The 23,409-nt window shown below is 71.0% G+C and carries 17 protein-coding genes; 16 read left to right on the top strand and 1 reads right to left on the bottom strand.

Features of this window, described 5'->3' with window-relative positions; genetic code table 11:
- Positions 1–18 precede the first annotated feature (18 nt).
- Together BLU81_RS26425 and mycP are read left to right on the top strand one after the other, a co-directional pair.
- The gene (locus BLU81_RS26425; RefSeq protein WP_092547148.1) at positions 19–963 is read left to right on the top strand and encodes a zf-HC2 domain-containing protein; all 945 of its coding nucleotides are present in this window, start codon (positions 19–21) and stop codon (positions 961–963) included.
- Positions 964–965: 2 nt separating this feature from the next.
- Positions 966–2,213: a type VII secretion-associated serine protease mycosin gene (gene mycP, locus BLU81_RS26420; protein WP_197685988.1), complete on the top strand. Its 1,248-nt coding sequence runs from the start codon at positions 966–968 to the stop codon at positions 2,211–2,213.
- An 83-nt stretch (positions 2,214–2,296) separates the two neighbouring features.
- On the opposite strand, the gene eccCa is transcribed toward mycP, so the two are convergent.
- On the bottom strand, positions 2,297–6,268 hold the full coding sequence (gene eccCa / locus BLU81_RS26415; RefSeq protein ID WP_092547147.1) for a type VII secretion protein EccCa: 3,972 nt from the start codon (positions 6,266–6,268) through the stop codon (positions 2,297–2,299).
- Positions 6,269–6,453: 185 nt separating this feature from the next.
- Between eccCa and BLU81_RS26410 the strand changes: the two genes are divergently transcribed.
- The 14 genes from BLU81_RS26410 (at position 6,454) to BLU81_RS26345 (ending at position 23,203) form a co-directional block, all read left to right on the top strand.
- Positions 6,454–6,771: a hypothetical protein gene (locus BLU81_RS26410; protein ID WP_157751790.1), complete on the top strand. Its 318-nt coding sequence runs from the start codon at positions 6,454–6,456 to the stop codon at positions 6,769–6,771.
- A 110-nt stretch (positions 6,772–6,881) separates the two neighbouring features.
- Positions 6,882–7,721: a hypothetical protein gene (locus BLU81_RS26405; protein WP_157751789.1), complete on the top strand. Its 840-nt coding sequence runs from the start codon at positions 6,882–6,884 to the stop codon at positions 7,719–7,721.
- 39 nt (positions 7,722–7,760) lie between these two features.
- A complete protein-coding gene (eccD, locus tag BLU81_RS26400) occupies positions 7,761–9,158 on the top strand; it encodes a type VII secretion integral membrane protein EccD (protein ID WP_092547144.1) in 1,398 nt (465 codons plus the stop codon).
- Position 9,159: 1 nt separating this feature from the next.
- A complete protein-coding gene (eccB, locus tag BLU81_RS26395) occupies positions 9,160–10,572 on the top strand; it encodes a type VII secretion protein EccB (protein WP_092547143.1) in 1,413 nt (470 codons plus the stop codon).
- 115 nt (positions 10,573–10,687) lie between these two features.
- Entirely contained in the window at positions 10,688–11,017 is a 330-nt protein-coding gene (locus BLU81_RS26390; RefSeq protein WP_092547142.1) for a hypothetical protein, read from the top strand.
- Positions 11,018–11,057: 40 nt separating this feature from the next.
- Positions 11,058–11,360, top strand: a complete 303-nt coding sequence (locus BLU81_RS26385; RefSeq protein ID WP_092547141.1) for a WXG100 family type VII secretion target — start codon at positions 11,058–11,060, stop codon at positions 11,358–11,360.
- Between the two features lie 102 nt (positions 11,361–11,462).
- Positions 11,463–14,324, top strand: a complete 2,862-nt coding sequence (locus BLU81_RS26380) for a midas domain-containing protein (RefSeq protein WP_092547140.1) — start codon at positions 11,463–11,465, stop codon at positions 14,322–14,324.
- A gap of 2 nt (positions 14,325–14,326) precedes the next feature.
- Positions 14,327–15,247 carry a hypothetical protein gene (locus BLU81_RS26375; RefSeq protein ID WP_092547139.1) on the top strand — a complete coding sequence of 307 codons (921 nt, stop codon included), beginning with the start codon at positions 14,327–14,329 and terminating at the stop codon, positions 15,245–15,247.
- Positions 15,240–15,707 (top strand): YbaB/EbfC family nucleoid-associated protein, encoded by a 468-nt coding sequence (locus BLU81_RS26370; RefSeq protein WP_092547138.1) that lies wholly within the window; start codon positions 15,240–15,242, stop codon positions 15,705–15,707. The genes BLU81_RS26375 and BLU81_RS26370 overlap by 8 nt, the downstream gene beginning before the upstream one ends.
- Positions 15,700–16,014, top strand: a complete 315-nt coding sequence (locus BLU81_RS26365; protein ID WP_092547137.1) for a hypothetical protein — start codon at positions 15,700–15,702, stop codon at positions 16,012–16,014. The genes BLU81_RS26370 and BLU81_RS26365 overlap by 8 nt, the downstream gene beginning before the upstream one ends.
- Positions 16,015–16,090: 76 nt before the next feature.
- Positions 16,091–18,514 (top strand): right-handed parallel beta-helix repeat-containing protein, encoded by a 2,424-nt coding sequence (locus BLU81_RS26360; RefSeq protein ID WP_092547136.1) that lies wholly within the window; start codon positions 16,091–16,093, stop codon positions 18,512–18,514.
- A gap of 132 nt (positions 18,515–18,646) precedes the next feature.
- Complete coding sequence (locus BLU81_RS26355; RefSeq protein ID WP_231953517.1) at positions 18,647–19,174, top strand: sigma-70 family RNA polymerase sigma factor; 528 nt, start codon at positions 18,647–18,649, stop codon at positions 19,172–19,174.
- 198 nt (positions 19,175–19,372) lie between these two features.
- Complete coding sequence (locus BLU81_RS26350; protein WP_092547135.1) at positions 19,373–21,520, top strand: hypothetical protein; 2,148 nt, start codon at positions 19,373–19,375, stop codon at positions 21,518–21,520.
- Positions 21,521–22,063: 543 nt separating this feature from the next.
- Complete coding sequence (locus tag BLU81_RS26345) at positions 22,064–23,203, top strand: discoidin domain-containing protein (RefSeq protein WP_092547134.1); 1,140 nt, start codon at positions 22,064–22,066, stop codon at positions 23,201–23,203.
- The last annotated feature ends 206 nt before the right edge of the window (positions 23,204–23,409 follow it).

Raw genomic sequence — 23,409 nt, 5'->3', positions numbered from 1 at the left:
GTGAAGACGTGATTACCCATGGCTGACGACGTGTGTGCTGAACCCCAGCTCCGCAGTGCGCTCGGGCTCTACCTGGCGGGTGCGCTGCAGGACGCCGAGTGCGCGGCGATCGAGTCCCATCTGGGCACTTGCGCGCAGTGCCTCGCGGACGCGGAGCGGGTCGGCGAGGCGGTGGCGATGCTCGCCCTGCTCACCGAGACCGATCGCCGCGAGCTGGTGGCCGAGTTCGGTGTCTCCGGCACGAGGCCCCCCGATCAAAATCAAGAGCTTGCTGCGGTACGACCGGAGCCGGTCCTGCCGGTGCCGGTCACACCCGAGTCGGTAGTGCTTGAGCTGAGTTCGCCCGAGACGGTAGTACCCGAGCCGGTTCTGCCTGAACTGGTTTCGCCCGAACTGGTTTCGCCCGACCGTGAGCCCGCGTCTGGATCGTCTGTTCCGAATTCCGGGGCAACGGCCGGGACCACCCGGCCGATCGCGAACCGCCCCCCGTCCGGCCCCGGTGGCCAGGCCGGTCCGGGCCGCCGTCGTCGCCGGCCGCGAGTGGCCCTGATCGCCGGCGGGCTCGCCGTGGTGGTGCTGTTGTCGGTGGGTCTGCTGCTCGGCCGGTCCGTCGTCGGCGGTTCGCGCGGTGCCGATCCGGTGACCCTGGTGGCGAACGCACAGGACAGTTCCACCGGCGCGACTCTCGCTGTGACGGTCACCGGGCAGCAGGAACCCGTCACGCTGCGGGCGACCGTCGGTGGCCTGCACCCCGGCGAGCCGTACCAGGTCTTCGTCACGGACGTCACCGGGCAGAGCTGGGAGATGGCCGTGCTGACCGGCGGTGACCACCCGCAGGAGGTGGCCCGGGCCAGCCCGGTGCCGTTGGTGCAGTTGGCCAGCTTCAGTGTCACGGCTTCCGACGGCTCGCTGGCGGTGACAGCGGTCGTGGACCGCGTGTCGTCGTCCGGCTCCCCGGATTGAGCATGCCCGCTCCGCTGCCGCGTGTGGCGGCCGCTCCTTCCGTGCCTGCCCCGCTGCTCCGCGTGGCGGCCGCTCTTCTCGTGGTCGGCATGATCGTCGGAGTGGGCACACCTGCCGCCGCCGCGCCGGTCCTGCCGGAGGACAGCCCGGGGTGTCTTCAGGCGCCGCAGAGTGTCGAGACCGGTATCCCGTGGCCGCAGTCGCGGCTGGGTGCCGAACGCGCCTGGCCGCTGACCCGTGGCGACGGCGTGACTGTCGCGATCGTGGACACCGGCATCGGCGCTGACAGCCCGCAGCTGCGCGGCCGGGTGATGCGCGGCGTCGACCTGACCAAGGGCGGCAGCCCGCGCGCGGACAACGACTGTTTCGGGCACGGCACGTTCATCGCCGGGATCATCGGTGCGGCCCCGGCTGCGGGCACGGGTTTCACCGGGGTCGCGCCCGGCGTGCGACTGCTGCCGGTGCGCGTCGCCAACAGCATGGAGGACGGCACCGCCGGGTTGCTGGCCAAAGGGGTGCGGGCCGCGGTGGACGCGGGCGCCGACGTCGTCAACATCTCGGCCAGCACCTCCTCCCCGGAGGCGAGCCTGGTCGCGGCCATCCGGTACGCCGAGGAGAAGGACGTCGTAGTGGTGGCCGCCGCGGCGAACGGCGCCCAGCAGGCCAAGACGGTGGCCTACCCGGCCGCGCTGCCCACCGTGCTGGCGGTGGGGGCGATCGACGCCTCCGGGGCACTCGCGGACTTCTCCCAGCAGGGCAAACACCTGGGCCTGACCGCACCCGGAGTGGACGTGGTCAGTGTCGGACCCGGTGGTCCCGGCCACTGGCAGGGCAGCGGAACCAGCTACGCGGTGCCGTTCGTGGTCGGGGTGGCGGCGCTCGTGCGCGCCTACCGGCCGAAGCTGACCGCGGCCGAGGTCCGGCACCGGCTGATCGCGACGTCGGATCATCCGGCGCTGGCTCTCCCGGATCCGGGTTTCGGCTGGGGAGTGGTCAATCCGTCGGCCGCCGTGTCGTCGGTGCTGCCGGAGGAGGACGGCACGGGCGGTGTGGCGGCGCCGTTGACCGCCGTACGTCCCGATCTGCCGCCGCCCGACCCGATCGGCCCGACGGTGGCGGCGCTCGGCGCCGGCCTGGCCATCGTGTTGATCGGGATGGTCTGCCTGCTCACCGTGCTGATGCCGGCCGGGCACCGGCGGGGCTGGCGCCCGGCGCGGGTGGCCGAGGTCCGGCGCTCACCACCCCCGTGAAGAACCCCCGTGAAAGAACACCTGTGAGTCCACCGCCGGCCTGACCCGGCCGGAAGTCCGGGCCGGGCCGGCGGTGGACTCGGCTAATCCTCCGGCCGTTCCGGCATCGGCACCTCGGGCGTCTGCACCAGCCGGACCGAGCGCCGCCGGTCGATGTACTGGCCGCGGGCCACCGGCAGCACCCGCGGCTTCACGTTGCCGAGGAACGAGCCCTCCTCGCGCGGGCAGGAGAGCAGCAGACCCGGCGAGCCCAGGTCCCAGGCCCGGCGCAGCACCGGGTTCATCATGCCGCGGTTGGCACCGGAGGTGCTCCGCGCGATGATCAGGTGCAGGCCGATCTCGGCGCCGTGCGGCAGGAGCGGCAGCAACGGGGCCAGCGGTGAGTCCCGGCCGCTCTCGATCAGCTCGAAGTCGTCGACCAGGATGAACATCCGGCCACCGGTCCACCAGTCGCGTTTGGCGAGCCGGCTCGGCGGGATCTCCGGCCCGGGCAGCCGCCCGGTGAGGATCTGCCCGGCCTCGGCCATCGTCGCGGCGAGCCGTTCCGCCGACATCGAGTAACCGATCTGGTGCACCTGCGGGATCGCGTCGTGCAACTCGCGCCGGAAGTCGCCGAAGACGATCCGCGCCTCCTTCGGCGTGTGGTGCGCGGCGATGCTGCGGGCGATGTGCCGCAGCAGGTTCGTCTTGCCGGTCTCGGTGTCGCCGAAGATCAGCAGGTGCGGGTTCGCGTCGAAGTCGTGCCAGAGCGGCTCCAGGCGGACGTCGTCCAGGCCGAGCGGGATCCGGATCTCCGCCTCTTTGGACGGTGCGGTGGCGGCCGGCAGCATCGTGACCGGCAGCCGGTCGGGCAGCAGCTTCACCAGTGGCGCGCGCGGCGCGGACGGGACGTCGAGCGATTCGACGAGTTCCGCGGTCGCCTCGGCCAGGTCCTCGGTGTCCGGGTTGCCGTCGATCCGGGGCAGCGCGCCCAGGAAGTGCTGCCGGTCGGCGGTGATGCCGCGGCCCGGGATGTTCGGCACGGTCGCGGCCGTCCGGCTGTGCACCTCGGACTCGACCGGGTCGCCGAGCTTGAGTTCGAAGCGGGTGCCGAGCACGTCGCGCAGCCACGGCCGGATCTCGGTCCAGCGCCCGGCGGAGACCACCAGGTGGACGCCGAAGCCCAGTCCACGCGCGGCGATCTCACCGAACCGGTCGTCGAGTTCCTGGAAGTCCTGCCGGGCCGTGTACCAGCCGTCGACGATCAGGAACACGTCGCCGTACGGGTCGACGTCCTGGAACGCGCCGGTCCGCCGCGCCCGGCGGTAGCTGGTCATCGAGTCGATGCCGTTCTGGCTGAAGATCTGCTCCCGGTGGGCGAGCAGATTCGTCACCTCCAGGACGGTGCGGGTGACCTTGTCCCGGTCCAGCCGGCCGGTGACGCCACCGACGTGCGGTAGCCGGGCCAGTGACGCCAGTGCGCCACCGCCGAAGTCCAGGCAGTAGAACTGCACCTCGGCGGCGGTGTGGGTGAGCGCCAGCGCGGTGATCAGCGTGCGCAGCAGGGTGCTCTTGCCGGACTGCGGGCCGCCGACGACACCGACGTTGCCGGCGCTGCCGGCCAGGCTCGCGGTCAGCAACTCGCGCCGCTGCTGGGCGGGCAGGTCGACCAGGCCGATCGGTACGGTGAGCTGGCCGGTGCCGTACCCGCCGACCGGCGCGAGGCCGAGTGTCGGGTGCTCGACCAGCGGGGGCAGCAGCTTCTCCAGCGTGGTGGAGTCGGTCAGTGGGGGCAGCCACACCTGATGCGCGGCCGGGCCCTGCCCGCGCAGCGCCTCCAGCAGCACGTCCGCCATCACCGGCGCCTTCTCGTTCGCGCTGTCCGGTTCCGCGTCCTCGTCCGGGGTGGCCGGCTCGTCCGGGACCAGGTGCTCGGTGCCGAACGGGACGAGACCGCCCTGCGCGGACTGGCGGCGGCGCTGGTGCGGGGGCCGCCAAGGGCCGGAGCAGTACGCGGCCTTGAACCGGATCAGCGTCGTGGTGTCCGGGCGCAGGTACCCGTTGCCGGGCGCGTTCGGCAGTTCGTAGGCGTCCGGGACACCGAGCACGCTGCGGCTCTCCATGGAGGAGAAGGTGCGCAGGCCGATCCGGTACGACAGGTGGCCCTCGATCGTGTGGATACGTCCCTCGTCGACCCGCTGGCTGGCGAGCAGCAGATGCACCCCGAGGCTGCGGCCGAGCCGGCCGATCATCGCGAAGACGTCGATGAACTCCGGTTTGCTGCTGAGCATCTCGCTGAACTCGTCGACCACGATGAACAGCGCGGGCATCGGATCCATCGCGGTGCCCTCGGAACGGGCCCGTTCGTACTCGCGCCGGGACGGATAACCACTGGCCCGCAGATGTTCCTGGCGGCGGTTCAGTTCACCGGTGAGCGCGTCCTGCATCCGGTCGACCAGCTCCAGTTCCTCGGAGAGGTTGGTGATGACCGCGGAGGTGTGCGGCAGCCGCTCGAAGCCGACGAACGCGGCGCCGCCCTTGAAGTCGACGAGCACGAAGTTGAGGTCCTCGGACGAGTGCCGGGCGGCCAGTGCCAGCACCAGCGTGCGCAGCAGTTCGCTCTTGCCGGAACCGGTCGCGCCGATGAGCATGCCGTGCGGGCCCATCCCGCCCTCGGCGGCCTCCTTGATGTCCAGTTCGATCTGCATGCCGGTGGAGGTCATCCCGATCGGCACCCGCAGCCGCTGTGCGGGGCTGCGCCCGGAGCGGTAGGCGGCCGTGTCGAACCGGGTCAGGTCACCGAGCTGCAGCATCCCGGCCAGGTCGTAGTCGGTGGCCAGCGGCTCCTCGGTGTCGCCGCCGGCGCCGACCCGGTAGCGGGCCAGCGAACGGGCCAGTGCCCCGGCCGCGACCGTACCCATCCGGTCCGGGCGGCAGAGCGGGCTGCTGCTCGACTTGCCGAGGTGGTCGAAGGAGGTGATGTTCAGCTGGCTCTCGTCGGCCTGCACCAGCAGGGTGTGTGGATGCGGTTCCCAGCCGAGGGTGGCGCCGATGTCCAGGGTGACGACGTTGCGGTAGCCCTCGGCGCCGAGCCGGTGCCCGCTGGGCAGCAGCGGCCAGTCCAGGACCACCACGACGTACTGCTCGATCGCGGTGACCGGGGTGTCGGGTTCGTAGCCCGGCCGTTCCGGTACGCCGAGCACGGCCAGCGCCTCATCGAGCTGCGTCAGGTCCGTCACGAACCGGCGCCGGGTGCCGGTGACGTCGGGTGCCGAGTCGTCCTGCACGTGCGGGAGCCACTTCGCCCAGTCCCAGTGCGGGCCGGTGGTCACGAGCACCAGGTAGAGGTCAGCGGGGGAGTGTGCGACCACGAGCTGGGCCAGCATCGCCCGTACCGCGCTCCGGGTGGTGTTCAGATCTCCCTGGAAGCCGATGCGGGAGAAGCCGCGCAGGTAGATCGCGATCGGCGCGTCCTGCATCGTGGAGTAGGCGCGCAGGAATCGCCGCAGCGCGTGCGCGGCCATCGGTTCCAGGTCCTCGACGGGTTTGCTGCTCGGCGCGACCAGGCGGGTGGTGGAGCGCCGGGCCCCGAGCCCGAGCCGCACCTCGCCGAAGTCCGCGTGCGCGGTCCGGCGCTCCCAGAGCCGCTGGCTGAGCGCCATCGACCAGAGCGCTCCCGGGTCCGGGTGCAGCCAGCGGGCGGCGCGTCGCTCCTCGGTCAGCGATCCGCGCACCTTGCGCCGGACCTGACCCAGGTACCGCAGGTAGTCGCGGCGTTCGCCGTTGAGCCGGTGCTTGTGCTGCCCGGCGTTGCGGATGATCGGCACGATCATCATCGCGACCGCGGAGAGCACCATCAGCATGACGCCGACGTAGGCGAGCGCGCCCGCGTTGGGCCGCAGGAACATCAGCACCATCGCGAGCGACGCGATGGCCATCGGGGCGAGCATCAGGACCGCGCTGATACCGCGTTCGGCCGGTTCCGGGATGATCGGCGGCTCCTGGAGCGCGATCTCCTCGGCCGGGGCGACCGGCCCCGCCCGGCGGGCCTTGCGCGAGTACGGGGTCGTGCCCACGAGCGTCTCCTTCGGTGAGGGGTTTCCCTCCGATCCGGCCGGGCGCCGTGCGGCGTGCGCCCGCGTCGAGGCACACCGTGCCTACCGTCTCGGAAGGTTCCGCGTTTGCCGTGACGGGCTGCGGGACCTCAGCTGAAGAAGAAAGCCCACCATAGCAACACAAATCCTCAATGGGGAGCGGGAACGTGCCGGAGGAGACGAAGGTCGATGTCCAGCGCCTGAGGGACCTCGCGGCGGTGTTCGGCGCGCTCCTCGACGAGCACGCCCAGACCGTCGACCAGCTGTACGGCTACGTTCCCGACCTCGGTGACTTCGACACCGCTCGATGGCTCGGCGACCTGGTCACCGATCGTCGCGACACCGTTCTCGCCCACGCCGCCTACCTGCGCGCGACGCTCGCCGAGGTCGACGCGGCGCTGCTGCGGATCGCCGGCGAGTTCGAGGCGGCCGAGGTCGACAACGCGGCGGCCGTCGACGGGTTCGGCTCCCCGCCGTCCGGGTGAGGGGTTTCCCTGTGATCTGACCGTCCGGCGCTCCGGGCCCGGCCACCGGTGTATGTCGTGCCTAGCGTCTGGCCGGAAGGATCCGGTCTGATGTCCTCGGGAGGATGGTCGTGGCCACCAAGAGCGAGACCAATACGTCCGTACGCCCGGAGGGGCTGAAGTCGGCCGCGAAACAGATCGGCGAGATCGTCGACGACTTCCTCTCGGCCGTCCCGAAACTGGAGAAGGTCGACGGGAACGCGGGCAAGTTCGAGGTCGCCACCTGGCTGGAGCACCTGAACAAGGATCGCCAGGACGCCGTGGCCGCGCACGTCAAACACCTTCGTAAGACGCTGGACGACGTCAAGACCGGCCTGATCGCGATCGCGGACGCCTTCACCGGCCTCGACGAGAACAACGCCGACGCGGTCAGCAAGGCCGGTACGACGGCTCTCGACAGCATCAAGAAGATGGACCAGACGGACATCCCGCCGCTGACGACGGACAAGTGGCTCGCCGACTACGACACCATCGCCGATGAGGATCCGAAGGACGAGGACACCTTCAAGGACGGCAAGCTCGACCTCGACACCCTCAACAAGGACGACCTGAAGCACCTGGGGCTCGAGGACACCCTCAAGAAGAACGACGGGTACGGACCGGACGGCAAGTCCGGCCTCGACCTGACCGAGACCTTCGTCGACGGCAAGGTGGCCGAGAAGCCGCCGGAGACCGGCCCCGGCAGCGGCAAGCCGAACACCGGCGAGAGCTTCGACCCGAAACGCGAGCCGGACGCCAAGGCCGAGCCGAACATCTACAAGGACCACCGCGACCACCGGCACGCGGGCAAGGACTACACCTGGTACTCGGTCAACGGTGAGCACCAGACGAACTCCAGGGGTCAGAAGATCTACTGGTACAACAGCGTGGCGTGGGTCGACAACGGCACCCGTAGCTGGGTGAGGGCCTAGTGACCGTGGTCATGTCACGATGTGACGGGTAGCGGATACATGGAACGCCTGACCCGACAACGCCTCGCCGCGCCGGTCCGTCTGCGCTTCGTCCTCGGTGAGAAAGCCGTGGACGTGGCGCTGCCCGGCGAGGCGCCGCTGATCGACCTGCTGCCGGCCGTGCTGATGCAGCTCAGCCCGGAGGCGGCCGACCACGGCGCCGAACACGACGGCTGGGTCGTGCAGCGCATCGGTGAGGCGCCGCTGGACGAGGAGCGCTCCGCCGTCGAGCTGAACCTCCTCGACGGCGAGGCGCTGCACTTCCGGCCCCGCGCCGAACAGTTGCCGCCGATCGACTTCGACGATCTCGTCGACGGTGTGGGCGAGCAGGCCCGGACCAGCCCGTGGAAATGGTCGGACGGCCGTACCCGCTCGATGTTCCTGGCCCAGGGCTGCCTCGCGCTGACCGCCGGCCTGGTCATGCTGGGTTTCGGCGGTCCGGCCGTCTGGCGCGCCACCGTCGCCGCCGTCCTCGCCGTCGCGCTGCTCTCAGCCGCCGGTCTGGTCAGCCGGGCGGTACCGGACCCGCAGACCGGCACGGTGCTCGCCGCCGCGGCCGCCGGGTACGCCTCGTTCGCCGGCTGGCTCGGCTCGGAGGCGATCGCCCCGCACGCGCCGTCGTCGGTCCGGATCTCCCTCGCCGCCCTCGCCGCACTGGTCACGCTGGCCGCCGGCCTCTCCGCCGTGGCCGACTCGGGTCTGCTGTTCACCGGCGCCATCACGTTCGTGGTGAGCGTCGCGGTGCCGGCTCTGCTCGCCGCGGTCGGACCGGTGACACCGCAGGAGGCCGCCGCCAGCGGTCTCGTGCTCAGCCTGATCGCGGGGGTGATGCTGCCGCCCCTCGGGTTCCGGCTCGGCGGGCTGGCACTGCCACTGCTGCCCGGCAAACCCGAGCAGCTCTCCGAGGACATCGACCCGATGCCGTACCGCCTCGTGGTCGAGCGTGGCACCGCCGGCCTCGCCTATCTCGCCGCGCTCGCCGTCGGCCTGGGCACCGGGCAGATCCTGATGGCCGCGGTGCTGATCCACCCCGGCGGCATGTGGCCGATGATCATGGCGCTGGTGATCGCGACGCTGATGAGCATGCGCGCCCGGCATCTGACCGGCATGGTGGTCCGCTGGGCGGTGATGACACCGGCGGCGACACTGGTCCTCTTCGTCCTGTTCCGCTTCGGCGCGGACCAGGACGACCTGATCCGCGCGGCGGTGCTGGTCCCCGCCGTGACCGTGACCGCCGCCCTCGCGCTGACGGCGGCCGGCACGATGCCCGGGCGCCGGCTGCGGCCGTACTGGGGCCGGGCCGTGGACGTCCTGGAGATCGGCTTCGCGGTCGCCCTGATCCCGCTGCTCGCCGCGGTGCTCGGGATCTACCAGATGGTCCGGGCCTGGGCGAGCTGAGGTGGAGTCCCGCAGAGATCAGGTCCACGCCTACTTCTACGTCGTCAGCCGCCTCAACGCGGCGCTGATGAAAGGGCGCCCGGACCCGTACGAGCCGCCGAACCACCGGGCCATGCTCGGTTTTGTCATCGGCATCCTGCTGGCCGTGGTGATCGCGGGCGGCTTCGGCATCTACGGCATCTTCCGGCCCGGCGGCGACAAGTCCTGGCGACAGGCCGGTGTGGTCATCGCGGTGAAGGAGACCGGCGCCCGCTACTTGTTGATGGGCGACCAGCTCCGGCCGGTGCTCAACTACTCGTCCGCCCGGCTGGTGCTGGGCGGCGACTCCGACCCGCGGATGGTCCAGGTGTCCCGGGAGTCGCTGAAGGGCATTCCGGTGGGCGCGCCGATCGGCATCCCCGGCGCACCCGACTCGGTGCCCGCCGCGAGCCGGCTCTACACCGGCGCGTGGACGGTCTGCGCGCAACCGCCGACCCCGGCCGGTGCTCCCGCCACCACGCTGCTGCTCGGCGACGTGACGGCACCGGTCGCGGTCACCGGGAACCAGGCGTTCCTGGCGCAGACCGCGGACCTGAAGACGTACCTCATCTGGCAGGGCCGCCGCTACCGCCTGACCGAGACGGCCGCGGTGGCGCTCGGTTATGCGGCCGTCGAACCGGCGCTGGTCACCGCCGCCTGGCTGAACCCGATCCCGCCCGGCCGGGACCTGGCGTTCCCCGTCGTCGCGAACCGTGGCCGGACCGGGCCGTCGATCAGCGGCCGGGCCAGCACGATCGGCCAGATCTACGAGGTGCAGAACCCGGCCAGCGGGACCAGTGAGCAGTTCCTGGCCCGCGGTGACGGGTTCGTGCGGCTGAGCCGGACCAGCGCGGCGCTGCTGCTGGCGGATCCGGCGATCAGGCAGGCGTACGCGGGCGGCGCCGTGGTGCCGATCCCGATCCGGCCGGACGAGTTGGCCGGTGCGACGGTCAGCAAGAGCACCGAACTGATGGAGGGCTATCCGCCGGCACCGCCGTCGCCGGTGACCGGGGGAGGCGGGTTGCCGTGTGTCGCCTTCCGCTCGTCCGGTACGACCGTGTCGGTCAGTCTCTCCCGGGTCTCCGCCGCGGCCGCCGACGCCGCGCTTCCGGTGCCCCGGCTCACCGCGGCGGGCGGCACGGTGGACCGGGTGCTGATCGCCGCCGGTACCGGTGTGCTGGCCCGCAACCCCTACGCGCCGGGAACTCCCGGTGGCGCCCTCTTCCTGATCACCGAGTACGGCGTGAAACATCCGTTGCGGCCGGACGGCGTCCAGGCGCTCGGCTACTCCGGCCAGACCCCGGTGGACGTGCCGTCGGAGCTGCTCGAACTGCTCCCCACCGGTGCGGTGCTGGATCCGGCCGCCGCGTTGCAGAGCCTGGTCTGGGGCGGTTGACGGGGGATATCCCCTCCAAAGCGCTCCCGTCCTGGATGGACCGGTTCGATCACGGCACCGGCTGATTCCATATCCGTACCAGTTCGTCAGTGTCCAGAAGGGGAGAAGAAACCCGATGAGCAGCCCCAATGCGAACACCAAACTCGATCCGAGCGTTGCCGGCCGGGTAGCCACCGACCACCGCGAGACGGCGGTCGACGTCGGTCTCGAGGTGCAGCACTTCGACGAGGCAGTCGCCGTCATGGACGAGCACTGCGACGGCGCGATGATGCGGGCGCTGCTCAGCGCGCGTGACTCGTGGGTCAGCGAGTTGAAGCTCATCATCGCCGACCTGAACACGATGGCCGGGAACGTGGACGGCACCATTCAGGACTTCGATCAGCAGGACTACGACAACGCCGGTCAGATCGGCACGGTCGGCGTGAGCATCCTCAAAGACATCTGAGCCACCCCGCGGCGTACGGAACACGGAATAGGAGAACGACATGCCCGACGATTTCATCGGTTATGACTACAGCCAGATCTTCGAAGGCATCACGAAGATGAACAACGTCAACAAGGCCGTCGAGGGGCTCATTCAGAAGCTCTCGATGGAGACCGGCACCGCGCTGGACAACTGGACCGGTCCGGCGGCCGCGAACTACAACGAGCTGTCGCTGCGCATCGAGAAGAACTTCGGTGACATGAACCAGATCGTGCACGAGCTCGCCACCGAACTCGGTGTCCGTGCCGACGACATGCAGGCGCAGGACGTCCGTTCCGGTAACCGGTTCGGCGACGTCAGGTAGTCAGGTGATACCGGGGAGCTGATCAAGCTGCCCGGTGCCTTTCCTCGCCCGTCGGCCGGCGGCGCGAACTCTTGTGCAGGGCTCGAGTCTTTGGGGTGAGTTGTGGCCACGGGTGAAGTCGGGACATTCGACGAGAAGAGCCCGCCGGTTGGCGAGAAGTTCGCCAAATACACCGACAAGGCCCAACTCAAGGCCTACGTGGAGGACCTGCTGGCGGTGACGAATCCCGCCGACAACGCCTGGTACGACGCCGGCAAGTACTGGACCAGCTCCCTGGGCGAGATGGAGCACATGCTCGACGGCCTGGAGGATCTCGCCAAGAAGATCGCCGGCACGAGTGAGGACAACTCGCTTCTGGGCGGCGCGGCGGGCACCGCCTTCCAGGACCTGGTGGCGAAGAAGGTCGAGAAGAGCCGCAAAGGCGTGCTCGACGTCATCAGGAAGTACAACTTCGGCGCGCACTCCCACGGCATCGGCACCGCGATCAAAGAGTTCCGCGAAGAGTGGACGGCCATCGAGAACGAGGGCGAGCGGCTCCGCGTGAAGCTCGAGGAGAGCGCGGTCAACCAGATCACCTCGATCTATCGGAAGGCCGGTGCGGACCTCACCAAGTCGGATGTCAAGAAGTCGTATGACGATGACATCACCGACGGTAAGGCCGCCGCCGTCAAGGCTTCCGACCGTTGGATCTTCACCAATCTGCGTGCCCGGCTGAACCAATTGGCCCAGGGCTACCGCGACATCGCCGAGAGCTTCGGCCCCTTCGACATCAACCTGCAGACGCAGCCCAAAGAAGGCGGCGGAACCGGCGGCAACAACAAGCCCGAGGACGAAGAGGTCGAGGGCGGGGACGGCAAGGACGAGGACGAGAAAGACGAAGACGAGAAGGACGAGAAGGAAGAAGGCGGCGGTACGGGCGGTGGCTCGGGCAGCGGTTCGGGCGACGACAAGGACGACATCCTTGACGAGGCCAAGGACAAGGTCAACGACGCCATCGACGACCTGAAGAACGGTGACCCGGAACACGACGCCGCGCTCGACGACGCGAAGGAAGCCGCCGATAAGGCCCTCGAGGACTTGAAGGACGAGGAGTCCGGCTCAGGATCCGGCTCAGGATCCGGCTCAGGTGAAGGCGAGGGCGAGGGATCCGGCGAAGGCAGTGGCAGCGGTAGCGGTGCCGGCACGGGTGCTGGCACCGGCAGCGGCGGCGGTTCTTCGGGCTCCGGCTCGGGCAAGGAGGACGCCGCGCGTCAGCAGGCCCTGGACGATGCCAAGAAGGCCGCGAACGACGCCATCGACGACCTCAAGACCGGCGAACCGACGTACGACGACGCGCTCGAGGACGCCAAGGAGGCGGCCTCCGACGCCATCGACGGCCTCGGCGCGGGGGAGAGTGGCGCGGGCGAGACCGGCGGCGGCTCCGGCATTCCGACGACCTCCGGCACCCCGGGTGCCACGAGCGGGTCGACCGGCGGCAAGAAGGCGACCGGCACGAGTGGCGGTAGCGCGGCTGACGACGCCGCCGCGGCCCGCGAGAAGGCTCTGGAGGACGCGCAGCAGGCGGCGAACGACGCCATCGAGGGACTGGGAGCCGGTGGCGGCGAGTCCGGCGGTGGTAGTGGTGAGACCGGTGGTGGCAGCGGCGGTGGGACCGGCGGGGGCAGTGACCTGCCCCCGACGTCCTCGGCCGACCCCGCCGCGGAGGAGGCCGCCGCTGAGAAGGCCAGGGAGCAGGCGCTGGAGGACGCTCAGGAGGCGGCGCAGGAAGCCATCGAAGGTCTTGAGTCGGCTGACCCCGTAGAAGCTGGTGACCCGGAGACCGAGAAGGCTCGCCAGGACGCACTCGACGAGGCCAAGAAGGCCTCGGACGAGGCCATCGACGACCTGATGGGTAAGGACACCGGCGACAAGGCAGCCGACGAGGCCCGCGACAAGGCCCTGGAGGAGGCGAAGAAGGCGGCGAACGACGCCATCGACGACCTGGGCGACACCAACGCGGGGGACGTCACCCCCGAGGAGGCTCGCGAGAAGGCTCTGGAGGAGGCGAAGAAGGCCGCCGACGACGCCATCGAGGATCTCTCCACCTCGGGCGACCCGTCCGCTGCCGACGCGCTGGAGGACGCCCGGAAGGCGGCCGCCGACGCGATCGGCTCGACCGGGGACAAGGGCGACAGCTCGACCGACGGGAAGGGCGACAGCTCCACCGGTGACAAGGACGACCTCTCCGCCGAGGAACAGGCGGCCCGCGACGACGCCTTGGAGGACGCGAAGGAGGCCGCCGACGAGGCGATCGAGGGCCTGCTCGGCGACGACGCGATGGAGAAGGCGCTCGGCGAGAACGGCGGCGACCTCAACGGCGACGGGAAGATCGACGCGGACGAGGCCGAGCAGCTTCGCGACAACGCGCTCACCGAGGCCAGGCACGCGGTGGACGAGTCGCTGGACGACATGATCGACGAGCTGGAGTCCGGCGGCGGCGAGAAGGGACTGACCGAGGACGAGCGGCAGGCCCGTATCGACGCGCTGGAGGACGCCAAGAAGGCGGCCGACGGTGTCATCGGCGACCTGATCGACGAGGGCGGCGACCACACCTCACTCTCCGACTTCCTCACCGGCAAGGACACCGCAGGCAGTGGCGGCGGTAGCGGAGGCGGAAGCGGCGGAGGCAGTGGTGGCGGAAGCGGTGGTGGTGGCGGTGACCCCGAACAGCCCGCCCCACTGGAACTGGCACCCGTCACCGGCCCCGCGGCGAGAGACTCCCAGATGACTCCGCTCATGCCCGGTACTGCGGCCGGCCAGACGGCTGGCTCCGGCATGCCGATGTCCCCGCCGATGGGTGGCGGAGGTGCCGGTGGCCAGGGCGATCGCGACCGGGAGCGCAACACCTGGCTGGCCGGCGAGGACGGCATGTGGGGTGAGGACGACGGCAGCGTCGTCTCCAGCAAGGCTCTGGGCCGGGACTGACCGTGACCACTCGGGGAGCAGGACGGCCGTACACCCTCCAGGAGGTCTCGGCGGTGCTGGAGGCGGCGTCGCCGTCTGAAGTCGAGCGTGGCGCCGCCGCCTTCGACGAGGCGCGCCGTGCCCTGCGGGCGATCGCGAGCCGGCTGGACCGGGCGATCGGCGAACTGGACGACGCGTGGTCCCACTCGGTCTCGGCCGTCGGCGAACGGCTGGAGGCGCCGTTGCGCCGTACCCGTGAGCTGCTGCACACACTCGACGAAGCCGAACTCGGCCGCCAGCTGAGGATCACCGCGAACGGGCTCGCCGCCGGACAGGCCCGGGTCCGTGACCTCAAGGTGCAGCGGGCGGGCGGCGCGGACGGCCCGTACGACCAGCAGGCTCAGCAGATCCTGCACGACGTGGCGAACGCGTACCGCGACGTGGGCCTGACGATCGGTGGCCAATCGCCGCCGCCACCGGTGGCCGTCGAGGAGCCCTCGATCGGCCGGGCACTGATCGAAGCCGCCCGTGGCGATTCCGGCGGGCTCACGCTGGCGTCCAGCGGGTCCGCCCCGGCGGACCTGTTCCGCCCGGCCGTCCCGACCCTCGGCCTGGGCCAGCCCGGCGATCCGGTCAGTCCACCGGCGGCCGGCGGCGCGGCGGGTTCCGGCGCGCCGATGATGCCGTTCATGCCGCCGATGGGTGGCGGTGGCATGGGCGGTGGCATGGGTGGCGGGCCGGGTGGCGGCGGTTCGCTGTTCGATTCGTCGGCCGCGAAACGCAACGGCCTCCAGGGTGACCCGTCCGCCTGGAACAGCGGCCAGGAGAACGGCTGGAACGTCCTCGGCCGTAAGGAGCAGCGCCTCGAAGCGGCCCGGGAGGACTTCCGTAAGGACTTCGACCAGGAGATCAAGAAGGCGATGAGGGGAGACAGGGATGGCTGACGAACAGGGCGCTCCGCGGCGCAGTGGCCAGTTGGAGGCGATGCTGGTCAAACTCGCCGAGGAGCAGCGCAAGCTGGAGGACTTCCAGCGGAAGATGAACGAGGCGACCACGGTCGTCGAGTCGTCGAACAAGATGGTCACCGCCACGTTCGACGGCCGTGGCGAACTGACCGGGCTCACCTTCAACACCACCCGCTACCGCACGATGTCCCCGACCGAGCTGGCGTCGACCATGTTGGAGACCCTGCGCCGTGGGCGCGGCACGGCCTTCGGCAAGATTGACGAGATGACCGGCGGCGACGTGTTGCCCGGCATCAAGTTCGGCGACCTCGCCGCCGGCAAGGTCGACATCAACGACGTGGTCGGTACGCTGCTGACCTCCGCGATCAACCTGCCCGATCTCGTGGAGAACGCGCGGAAGGCCAACACCAAGAAGGAGGCGGGCCGGGCCGATGGCTGACGAGACCACACTCGAGCCGGACGGTGCGCTCCGCCTCTTCAACACGATCGGTGACCTGGTCGGTGACCTGGAAGCCGCGGTGGCCCGGGTCAAGACCGTGCGCACTACGCTCAGCGAGCCGTGGGGCACCGACGAGACCGGCCAGAACTTCGCCAAGAGCAAAGAGCCGAGCGCCATCGAGACACTGGGGTACGTCGACAAGGCGATCACCTTCGTGCGGGACCTGAGCACCGAGGGACGCGGAGCCGTCAACGAATTCGTCAGCCTGGACCGGGACAACGGCGGCGGTCTGGGCCCCAACTCCTGACCACGGCCGCCACCGGGCGGACGAGGGCAGGGACCGGGGCCGTCCGGCCGCGGTGTCACACGGAGGGATCACGAGGGTGAACCAGCGGAGGATTACCGTCACGCAGTCGGCGGGATCCGGTTACCGGACGCTCGGCGAGGCGCTCGCGGCGGCGGCGGACGGGGCGGTCATCACCGTGCAGCCCGGCAGTTACACCGAGAACCTGGTGCTGACGAAGATCGTCACCATCACCGCACAGGACGGGCCCGGTACGGTGCGGCTGACCGCGCCGACCGGGATCCCGGTCGTGCTGGCCGCCGAGTCGGCCGCCCTCGCCGGTCTGTCCATCACGGCCGCCGACGGCGACAGCCCGGCGCTGGTCCTCGCGATGGGCCAGATCAGCGTCACCGAGTGCGAGCTGACCGCGTCGTCGTGGGCCGCAGTCTTCGTCCGCGACCAGGGTTCACTGACGATGCGCGGCAGCCGGGTGACCAACGAGGCCGGTGCGGGTGTCGTGATCACCTCCCGGACCGGGAGCATGCTCGACGACTGCCGGATCGAGCGGCTGGGCACCTCGGGTGTGGTCGTCGCCGAGCACGGGGACCTCCGGGTCCGTTCCTGCACGGTCCGGGAGGCGCGCGGCAACGGCATCTGCCTCAACGGCCACGGCCGGATCACCATCGAGGACACCGAGATCATCGGGGCCGGTAAACCCGCGTTCGCGGCCGAGCAGCAGTCCGAGGCGACCGTGCGGCGACTGACCGTCCGGCAGACCAGCGGCGTCGGCGTCTACCTGGCCACCACCGGTAAGGCCACCCTGGAGGACTGCACCGTCGACGGCAGCGGCGCGGACGGCTTCTTCACCGGCGAACGTTGCGCGCCCACGTTGCGCCGCTGCCGGGCGACCGGCGCACGGCGTAGCGGATTCCGCTTCGCCGGCCGGTCCGCCGGCCGGATGGACGAGTGCGTCGCCACCCGGATCTCGGGTGCCGGCGTGGCGATCGGCGATCGCAGCACCCCCGAGGTGACCGGCATGGTGGTCAGTGACTGCACCGGCGCGGGGGTACGCCTCGACGGTGGCGCCGACCCGCTCCTGCACCGGCTCCAGGTGCTCGGCTGTGAGGGCGCCGCGATCGAGGTGTCCGACAGCGCCCGCGGCCGGTTCGAGAACGTCACGATCGAACGATGTGGCGGCATCGGCATGAAGGTCGGCGGCGGAGCCCAGCCCTCGGTGTCCGGCCTGAGCCTGCGCGGCAGCGGCGGAGCCGGAGTCGCCGTCGAGGACGCCACCGCCACGTTCGGCGACTGCGAGATCGCCGACGCGGGTGCGGACGGAGTCTCGGTGGGTTCCGGCGCGGACGTCTCGCTGACCGGCTGCCGCGTCCACGACAACGCGGGCGACGGGCTGGTCTTCGCGGCCGGCGGGCGGGGCACGGTGACGGATTCGGAGTTCACCGCGAACGCCGGTGACGGGATCGCGGTACGCACCGGCGGTGCCGTGCGGGTCACCGGCTGCACCGTGCGGGACAACCAGGGGTCCGGACTGCGCCAGGCCGAACCCGCCGGGCCACTCACCGTCGAGGCGCTCTCCAGCGCGCGCAACCGGCTGCCGGACGCGTACGGCACGGCGACCGCGGGCACTGCCCCGGCACCCCCACCGGCGGAGGAGCGCGGATCCGTCGCCCGGGGCTCCGACCCGCTGCGGGAACTGCAGTCGCTGGTCGGTCTGCACGGGGTGAAGCAGGAGGTCACATCGCTGATCAACCTGAACAAGATGTCCAAGAGACGCCAGGAGGCCGGTCTGTCCGCGCCGCCGATGGCCCGGCATCTCGTCTTCGCGGGTGCGCCCGGCACGGGCAAGACCACGATCGCCCGCTTGTACGGCAAGATCCTCGCCGAACTCAACGTGCTGAAGAAGGGACACCTGGTCGAGGTGGCCCGCGCCGACCTGGTGGCGCAGATCATCGGTGGCACCGCGATCAAGACCACCGAGGCGTTCAACTCGGCGCTCGGTGGGGTGCTCTTCATCGACGAGGCGTACACGCTGAGCAACAGCCGTGGCGGCACCGGCCCGGACTTCGGCCGTGAGGCGATCGACACGCTGGTCAAGCTGATGGAGGATCACCGGGAGGACGTGGTGGTCATCGCGGCCGGGTACTCCGCCGACATGGAACGCTTCCTGCAGGCGAACCCGGGCCTGGAGTCGCGTTTCAGCCGGACCATCGAGTTCGCCAACTATTCACCTGCCGAGCTGGTGACCATTGTGGAGAACCAGTGCATCCGGCACGACTACCAGCTGGACCCGGCCGCGGCCTCCGCGTTGCTCACGTACTTCGACCGGATCCCGAAGGACGGCACCTTCGGCAACGGCCGGGAGGCGCGTAAGGTCTTCGAGCGGATGGCGGACATGCAGGCGTCCCGGCTCGCCGCCTCGGTCGAGGTGACCACCGCCGAGTTGGCCCTGCTCACCGCCGAGGATCTGCCCGCGGCGATCGGAGCGGCCGGCTTGTCGGGAAAGTGAAGTTCCGCAAGAAGTCGGAATCATCTATGAAACACAGTGTTTCTACGCTCTGCTTGGCCCGCGCAGCACCGATGCATCGTGGCCCGAAGGTCCGTCGGCGGATCGTTCGCCGGTCTGGCACGGTAGGAGACTGTGGACGTACGGGAGCAAGTGCCGATCGACGGCGACGCCTGGCTGCGTAGTGTGCAGGCCGAGCACGGCCCCGCCGTGTACCGGTACCTCTCCGGGCTCACCCTCGGCGACCGGGCGGCCGCCGAGGATCTGTTGCAGGAGACGCTCCTGCGCGCCTGGCGGCATCATCCGATGCTCTCCCGGGATCCGGCCGGAGTGCGTGCCTGGCTCTTTCGGGTCGCCCGTAACCTGGTCATCGACGTGGGCCGGGCCCGTAGGATCCGCCCGCCGGAGATGAGCCCGCCGGACCTGGCCCAGGTGCCTGCCGCCGGTGACGCGATGGAGCGGGTGCTCACCGCCGACGTGGTCCGCGAGGCCCTGCGCCGGCTCAGTCCCGCACACCGCGCCGTGCTGGTCGAGCTGTACTTCACCGAGTCCCAGGCGGTCGACGTCGCCGCCCGGCTGGGCGTTCCGGAGGGGACGGTCAAGTCTCGGGCGCACTACGCGCTCCGTGCTCTCCGCGACGTCATGAAGGCGATGGAGTCGTAACGGGTCACAGTTTGATCGCTACCGACGGGCAGTTGGCCGGCGGCAGATCCGTTCATCGATAATTCCTTGATCCTGGACGCATGTGTCGGTGGTTCTCGGCGCGGGGTGATAGCTGAAAGTGAGAGGTTCAGAGACGATGACTCTGTCATGGGAGCGTTTCCATCCGTCATCGCGGAGCCCTCGCGGACATCGGTCGTGATGGCCCGCGGGTCTGGTGGATCTCCGTCTCAGCCCGGTGCCCGGCGCGGCACCGCGAGTGCCCTCAACTGGGTCGGTGAGCAGCTGGCCGTCGTCGGTCCCGATCCGCACGGCGCGATCGCGTCACTCGCCGCCCTGATGCCCCCCGAGTCCGGCGTCGTCACCGTCGTCGGTCAGCTCGCCGGGCCCGACGACTGGGCCTTCCTCACCGAAGCGCTGCCGATCGCGGTCCCGCCCGGCTCCGCCGCCCGCCTCGCCGTCTCCGGCGCCGGTATGGACGCGGCCGGCAGCGGGCCGCCGGCCGCCGCTCTGGCCCGCCAGCTACAGGCCGATGTGTACGCGCCCAGCGGGCAACTGCTGCTCATCCCCGGTGGTGGCATGTTCGCCATCGACGGCTGGCGCTGGTTCGCCCCGGACGGCCGGGTCCGGCGGGGCGGGCGTCGGCATCCCCGGCCCCACTGGGAGGCCGAAGTGGACACGCTCGTCCGGCACGCCGCCCCGGGCGTCCGGGCGTACGCCGTACCCGCCGGGATCTGGCTCTTCACCGACGCCCCGCACCTGCCCGAACCCGGCCTGGACGACCTCGTCCTCGCCGTGCCCATGGACCGCGACCGGGTCACCGTCGTACTCGGCCGTCCCGGCACGCCCCCACCCGACGCCGAAGCGGTCTTCTCGCTTGTGGAGGCGCTCGACCCGTCGATGCTGATCGCCTCCTACGGCGACGCCGCCGGTGCGGCGCTCCAGCTCGCCGGCACCGTCGCCCGGCACTGGGACACCCCCGTCGAGGTGGCCACCGGACTGCCTACCCTGGACGGTGCGGACCGGCTCGTCTCGGTGTCCCTGGACGCCGACGGGCAGGGCTGGTGGACCCCGCCGGTGTCCCGGTTGCGCTGCACCGCCGACGGCCCGCCGGTCCCGGTCGGCCCGGTGGACTTCCTCGCCGACCTGCGACCCGCCGGACCCGGTAGTTACCGCCTCAACGAACGCTGGGTGGTCGAGGCCACCCAGTTCGGTCTCTGGGTGCGGCCACCGTTCGCCGGCCAGCACCTCGGCGACGTGCGCCGCCGCCCCGGACAGTCGCGGCGGTTGATGATCCTGGTCGGACTGCCCGGCCTGCCGCTACCGGACGACGTGCTGCCGGTGCTGCACATGCTCCTCAACCGGCTCACCGCCGAGGCGCGGGCCCGGGTCGATTTCGAACCGGCCGAACTGGATCACCTGCTCACCCCGGACTCCACCGACCGGCCTGACGTGGTGCTCGCCGCGCAACGCTCCACCCCGCCGCGCTGGTGGCATCGCGACAGCCGCTTCTTCGCCGTCCTGCTCACCGTCGACGGGCCCACCGGCACCGTCCGCACCGACGCCGGTGACGTCGAGCCCGGCCAACTGGGCGAGATCCTCGCCGCCTACCGCGATCCCGACCCCCGCCCGGTCCTGCTGATCGGCTCCGCGCCGGTCGCCCCCGACGTCGAACAACTCCTGGCCGACCAGCTCCAGGCCGTCACGATCGGCCGCCGCGCCGACGGCTGGTGGGCGAGCCTGCCCCGCCGCGTCGACCGGCAGCCCCGCCCGGCGATCCGCCTGACCACCGCCTTCCCGTTCTCCGACGACGACCTGGCCACCGTGCTGACGCCGCCCCGTCCCGCACCGCCACGGGCACCGTCCGGACCGCCGGGCGCCGCACCGCTGCAGGCACCGTTCGGGCCAGCGGGCGCCGCACCGCTGCGAGCACCGTCCGGACCGTCGGATGCCGCACCGCTGCTGGCCCTGGCCCCGGTGCCGGAGGGATTCCCGGCCGGCGACGGGTCCCGTACCGTCGTCGCGGCTCGTGGCCCTGATCAGCGCCAGCCGTTCCGGCTCGACGGCCGCCCCGTCACCGCCTGGGAGTTCGCCATCGCCGTGGCCGACCAGCGACCGGGCTGGGCCGGCAGGCCGGAACCGGTCCGGCTGGAGGTGGGCGAGATCGCCGAACCGATGCTGCGCCTGCTCGCCAACTACCTCCGTGCCCCGGTCAGCGCCCGCTCCCGGCTGGTGGCCGACGTGCCGTCGGCCACAGCGGCGTCCGGATGGTTCACGGTCACACCACGCGACGGCGGAGTCGACCCCTCCAGCGTTGATCCACACCAGCGTTCATTTCCCCAGCGTTGATCCCTTCAGCACTGCCTCCAGCGTTCAGCCCTCCGGCGTTCAGCCCTCCAGCCGGTTCGGGTCCCAGCACGTCACCGACAACGAAAGGCGCGACCCATGGACAAGGATGACCGGGAGCCCCAGGAGAGCGACGGCCTTCGCAAGCCCGCCGAAGGTACGGACGACAGCGGCACCTCCCGGTCGCCCGCGGCCCGCGGCGGTGACACCGGGAGTCCGGTCCCACGCCCCGGCCAGCGGCCGCCAGTGCAACGGGCGGTGGCGCTGAGTGGACTGCCGCCCTACGAGGTACAGCCCGCCGAACAACTGCCGCCGCCAGCCCCCCTGACCAGGCCCGCTCCGACCACCTCGCCCCAGCCTGCTCCTGGCCCGCTTGCCTCGCCCCAGCCCGCCTCTGCCTCGGCCGCATCGCCCCAGCCTGCCCCTGCCTCGGTCGGCAAGCCCGTTCCGGAACCCACCAACGGATCGATCACCGCCAGGCCCGGCACGCCCCTGCCGCCGCAGGCCGGCACGCCGCAACCGACGCCGGTGGGTACACCCCGTCCGGTGCCGGTCGGTACACCTCGACCGAATCCGCTGGTCAAGCCCGAGACCGATGCCCGCGTCACCCCGCCGTCCGACGGCCAGGCACTTTCCGGCCCGCAGCGATCCACCGGGGCGAAGGCCGATCAGTCGACGACCACACCGGTGCCGCACCCCGCCGGGACACCGGCGCCGGTGCATCCGGCTGGAGTTTCTGCTGGTCAGGTGGTCGCCACCCCGCCCGTGGAGCCCTTCAGCCGCCCCACGGAGGTCCTTCCCCACCCGCTCCCGCGCCCGGTCCAGCACGCCCCGGTCCAGCACGCCCCGGTCCAGCACGCCCCGGTCCAGCATGCCCCGGTCCTGAGCGCCGCCGCGCCGAACATGCTCGGACCGGCCGAGCCGGAGCCCGGCGGCAGCCGTTCGCGGGCCTCCCGGTTCGCGCCTTGGCTGGTGCCGCTGGTGCTGACCGGCGCGGTCGTGATCGGCACCGCCCTGATCGCGAACAACCGCGGCAGCACCGACCAGGTAGCCGAGCCGCAGCGGGAGCCGGTGCCCGGCCGGACGATGATCACGCTCGGGCCTCCGTCGGACGCCGTACCTCCGCCGCCGCCGCTCAGTGTCGCGCCGAGCGGTGTCACCCGGGCGGCCGGGCAGCCGGTCCCGTCGGCGGCCTCCGCCCCACGGTCGGTCACGCCGAAACGCACTCCCAGCACCCCGGCCGCGGCCGCCACCACCACGCCGGGGAAGACGACAGTGGTCACCGGCAAGCCGAACACTGCCGGCGCGAACCTGGCGCTGGGCCGCCCGGCGAGCGCCTCCAGCCAGGAGGACGGGCGCTGGCCCGCGTCGATGGCCGTCGACGGTGACGCGGCGACCCGGTGGAGCAGCGAGTTCTCCGACCCGCAGTGGCTCCTGGTGGATCTGGGTGACGTCTGGGCCGTCAGCACCGTGAACCTGACCTGGGAGCGTTCGCACGCGACCACGTACCGGGTGGAGGTCTCGGTGGACGGCACCACCTGGACCACGGTCTACACCACGACCTCGGGTGTCGAGGGTGACACGCTCATCTCGGCCGGAAAGGTCCCGGGACGGTACGTGAAGGTCGTCGGCACGGCCCGCTCCAACGGTTACGGCTACTCGCTGTACGAGATCCGGGTCTCCTGACGCCTCCGTCTCGCTGCGTTCACGCCCGATTCGGTCCGCTTGCCGGCTGACCATGTCCGAGTGTTTGGAAAGGGGATTACCCTCACTTGTTCGTCGAACGCGATGCGGTCCCGCAACGTTTAAGTGGCGACGTATCCTTTCGCACGAAGGCAGGCACCATGCGGTACAGGGAGCGCCGGGGGCCCCGATGGGTTCCGGCATGACGA

Source organism: Actinoplanes derwentensis (genome assembly GCF_900104725.1).
GTDB classification, from domain to species: domain Bacteria; phylum Actinomycetota; class Actinomycetes; order Mycobacteriales; family Micromonosporaceae; genus Actinoplanes; species Actinoplanes derwentensis.
The sequence above is the reverse complement of the archived record's forward strand: the minus strand, read 5'-3'. Positions and strand labels throughout refer to the sequence as shown.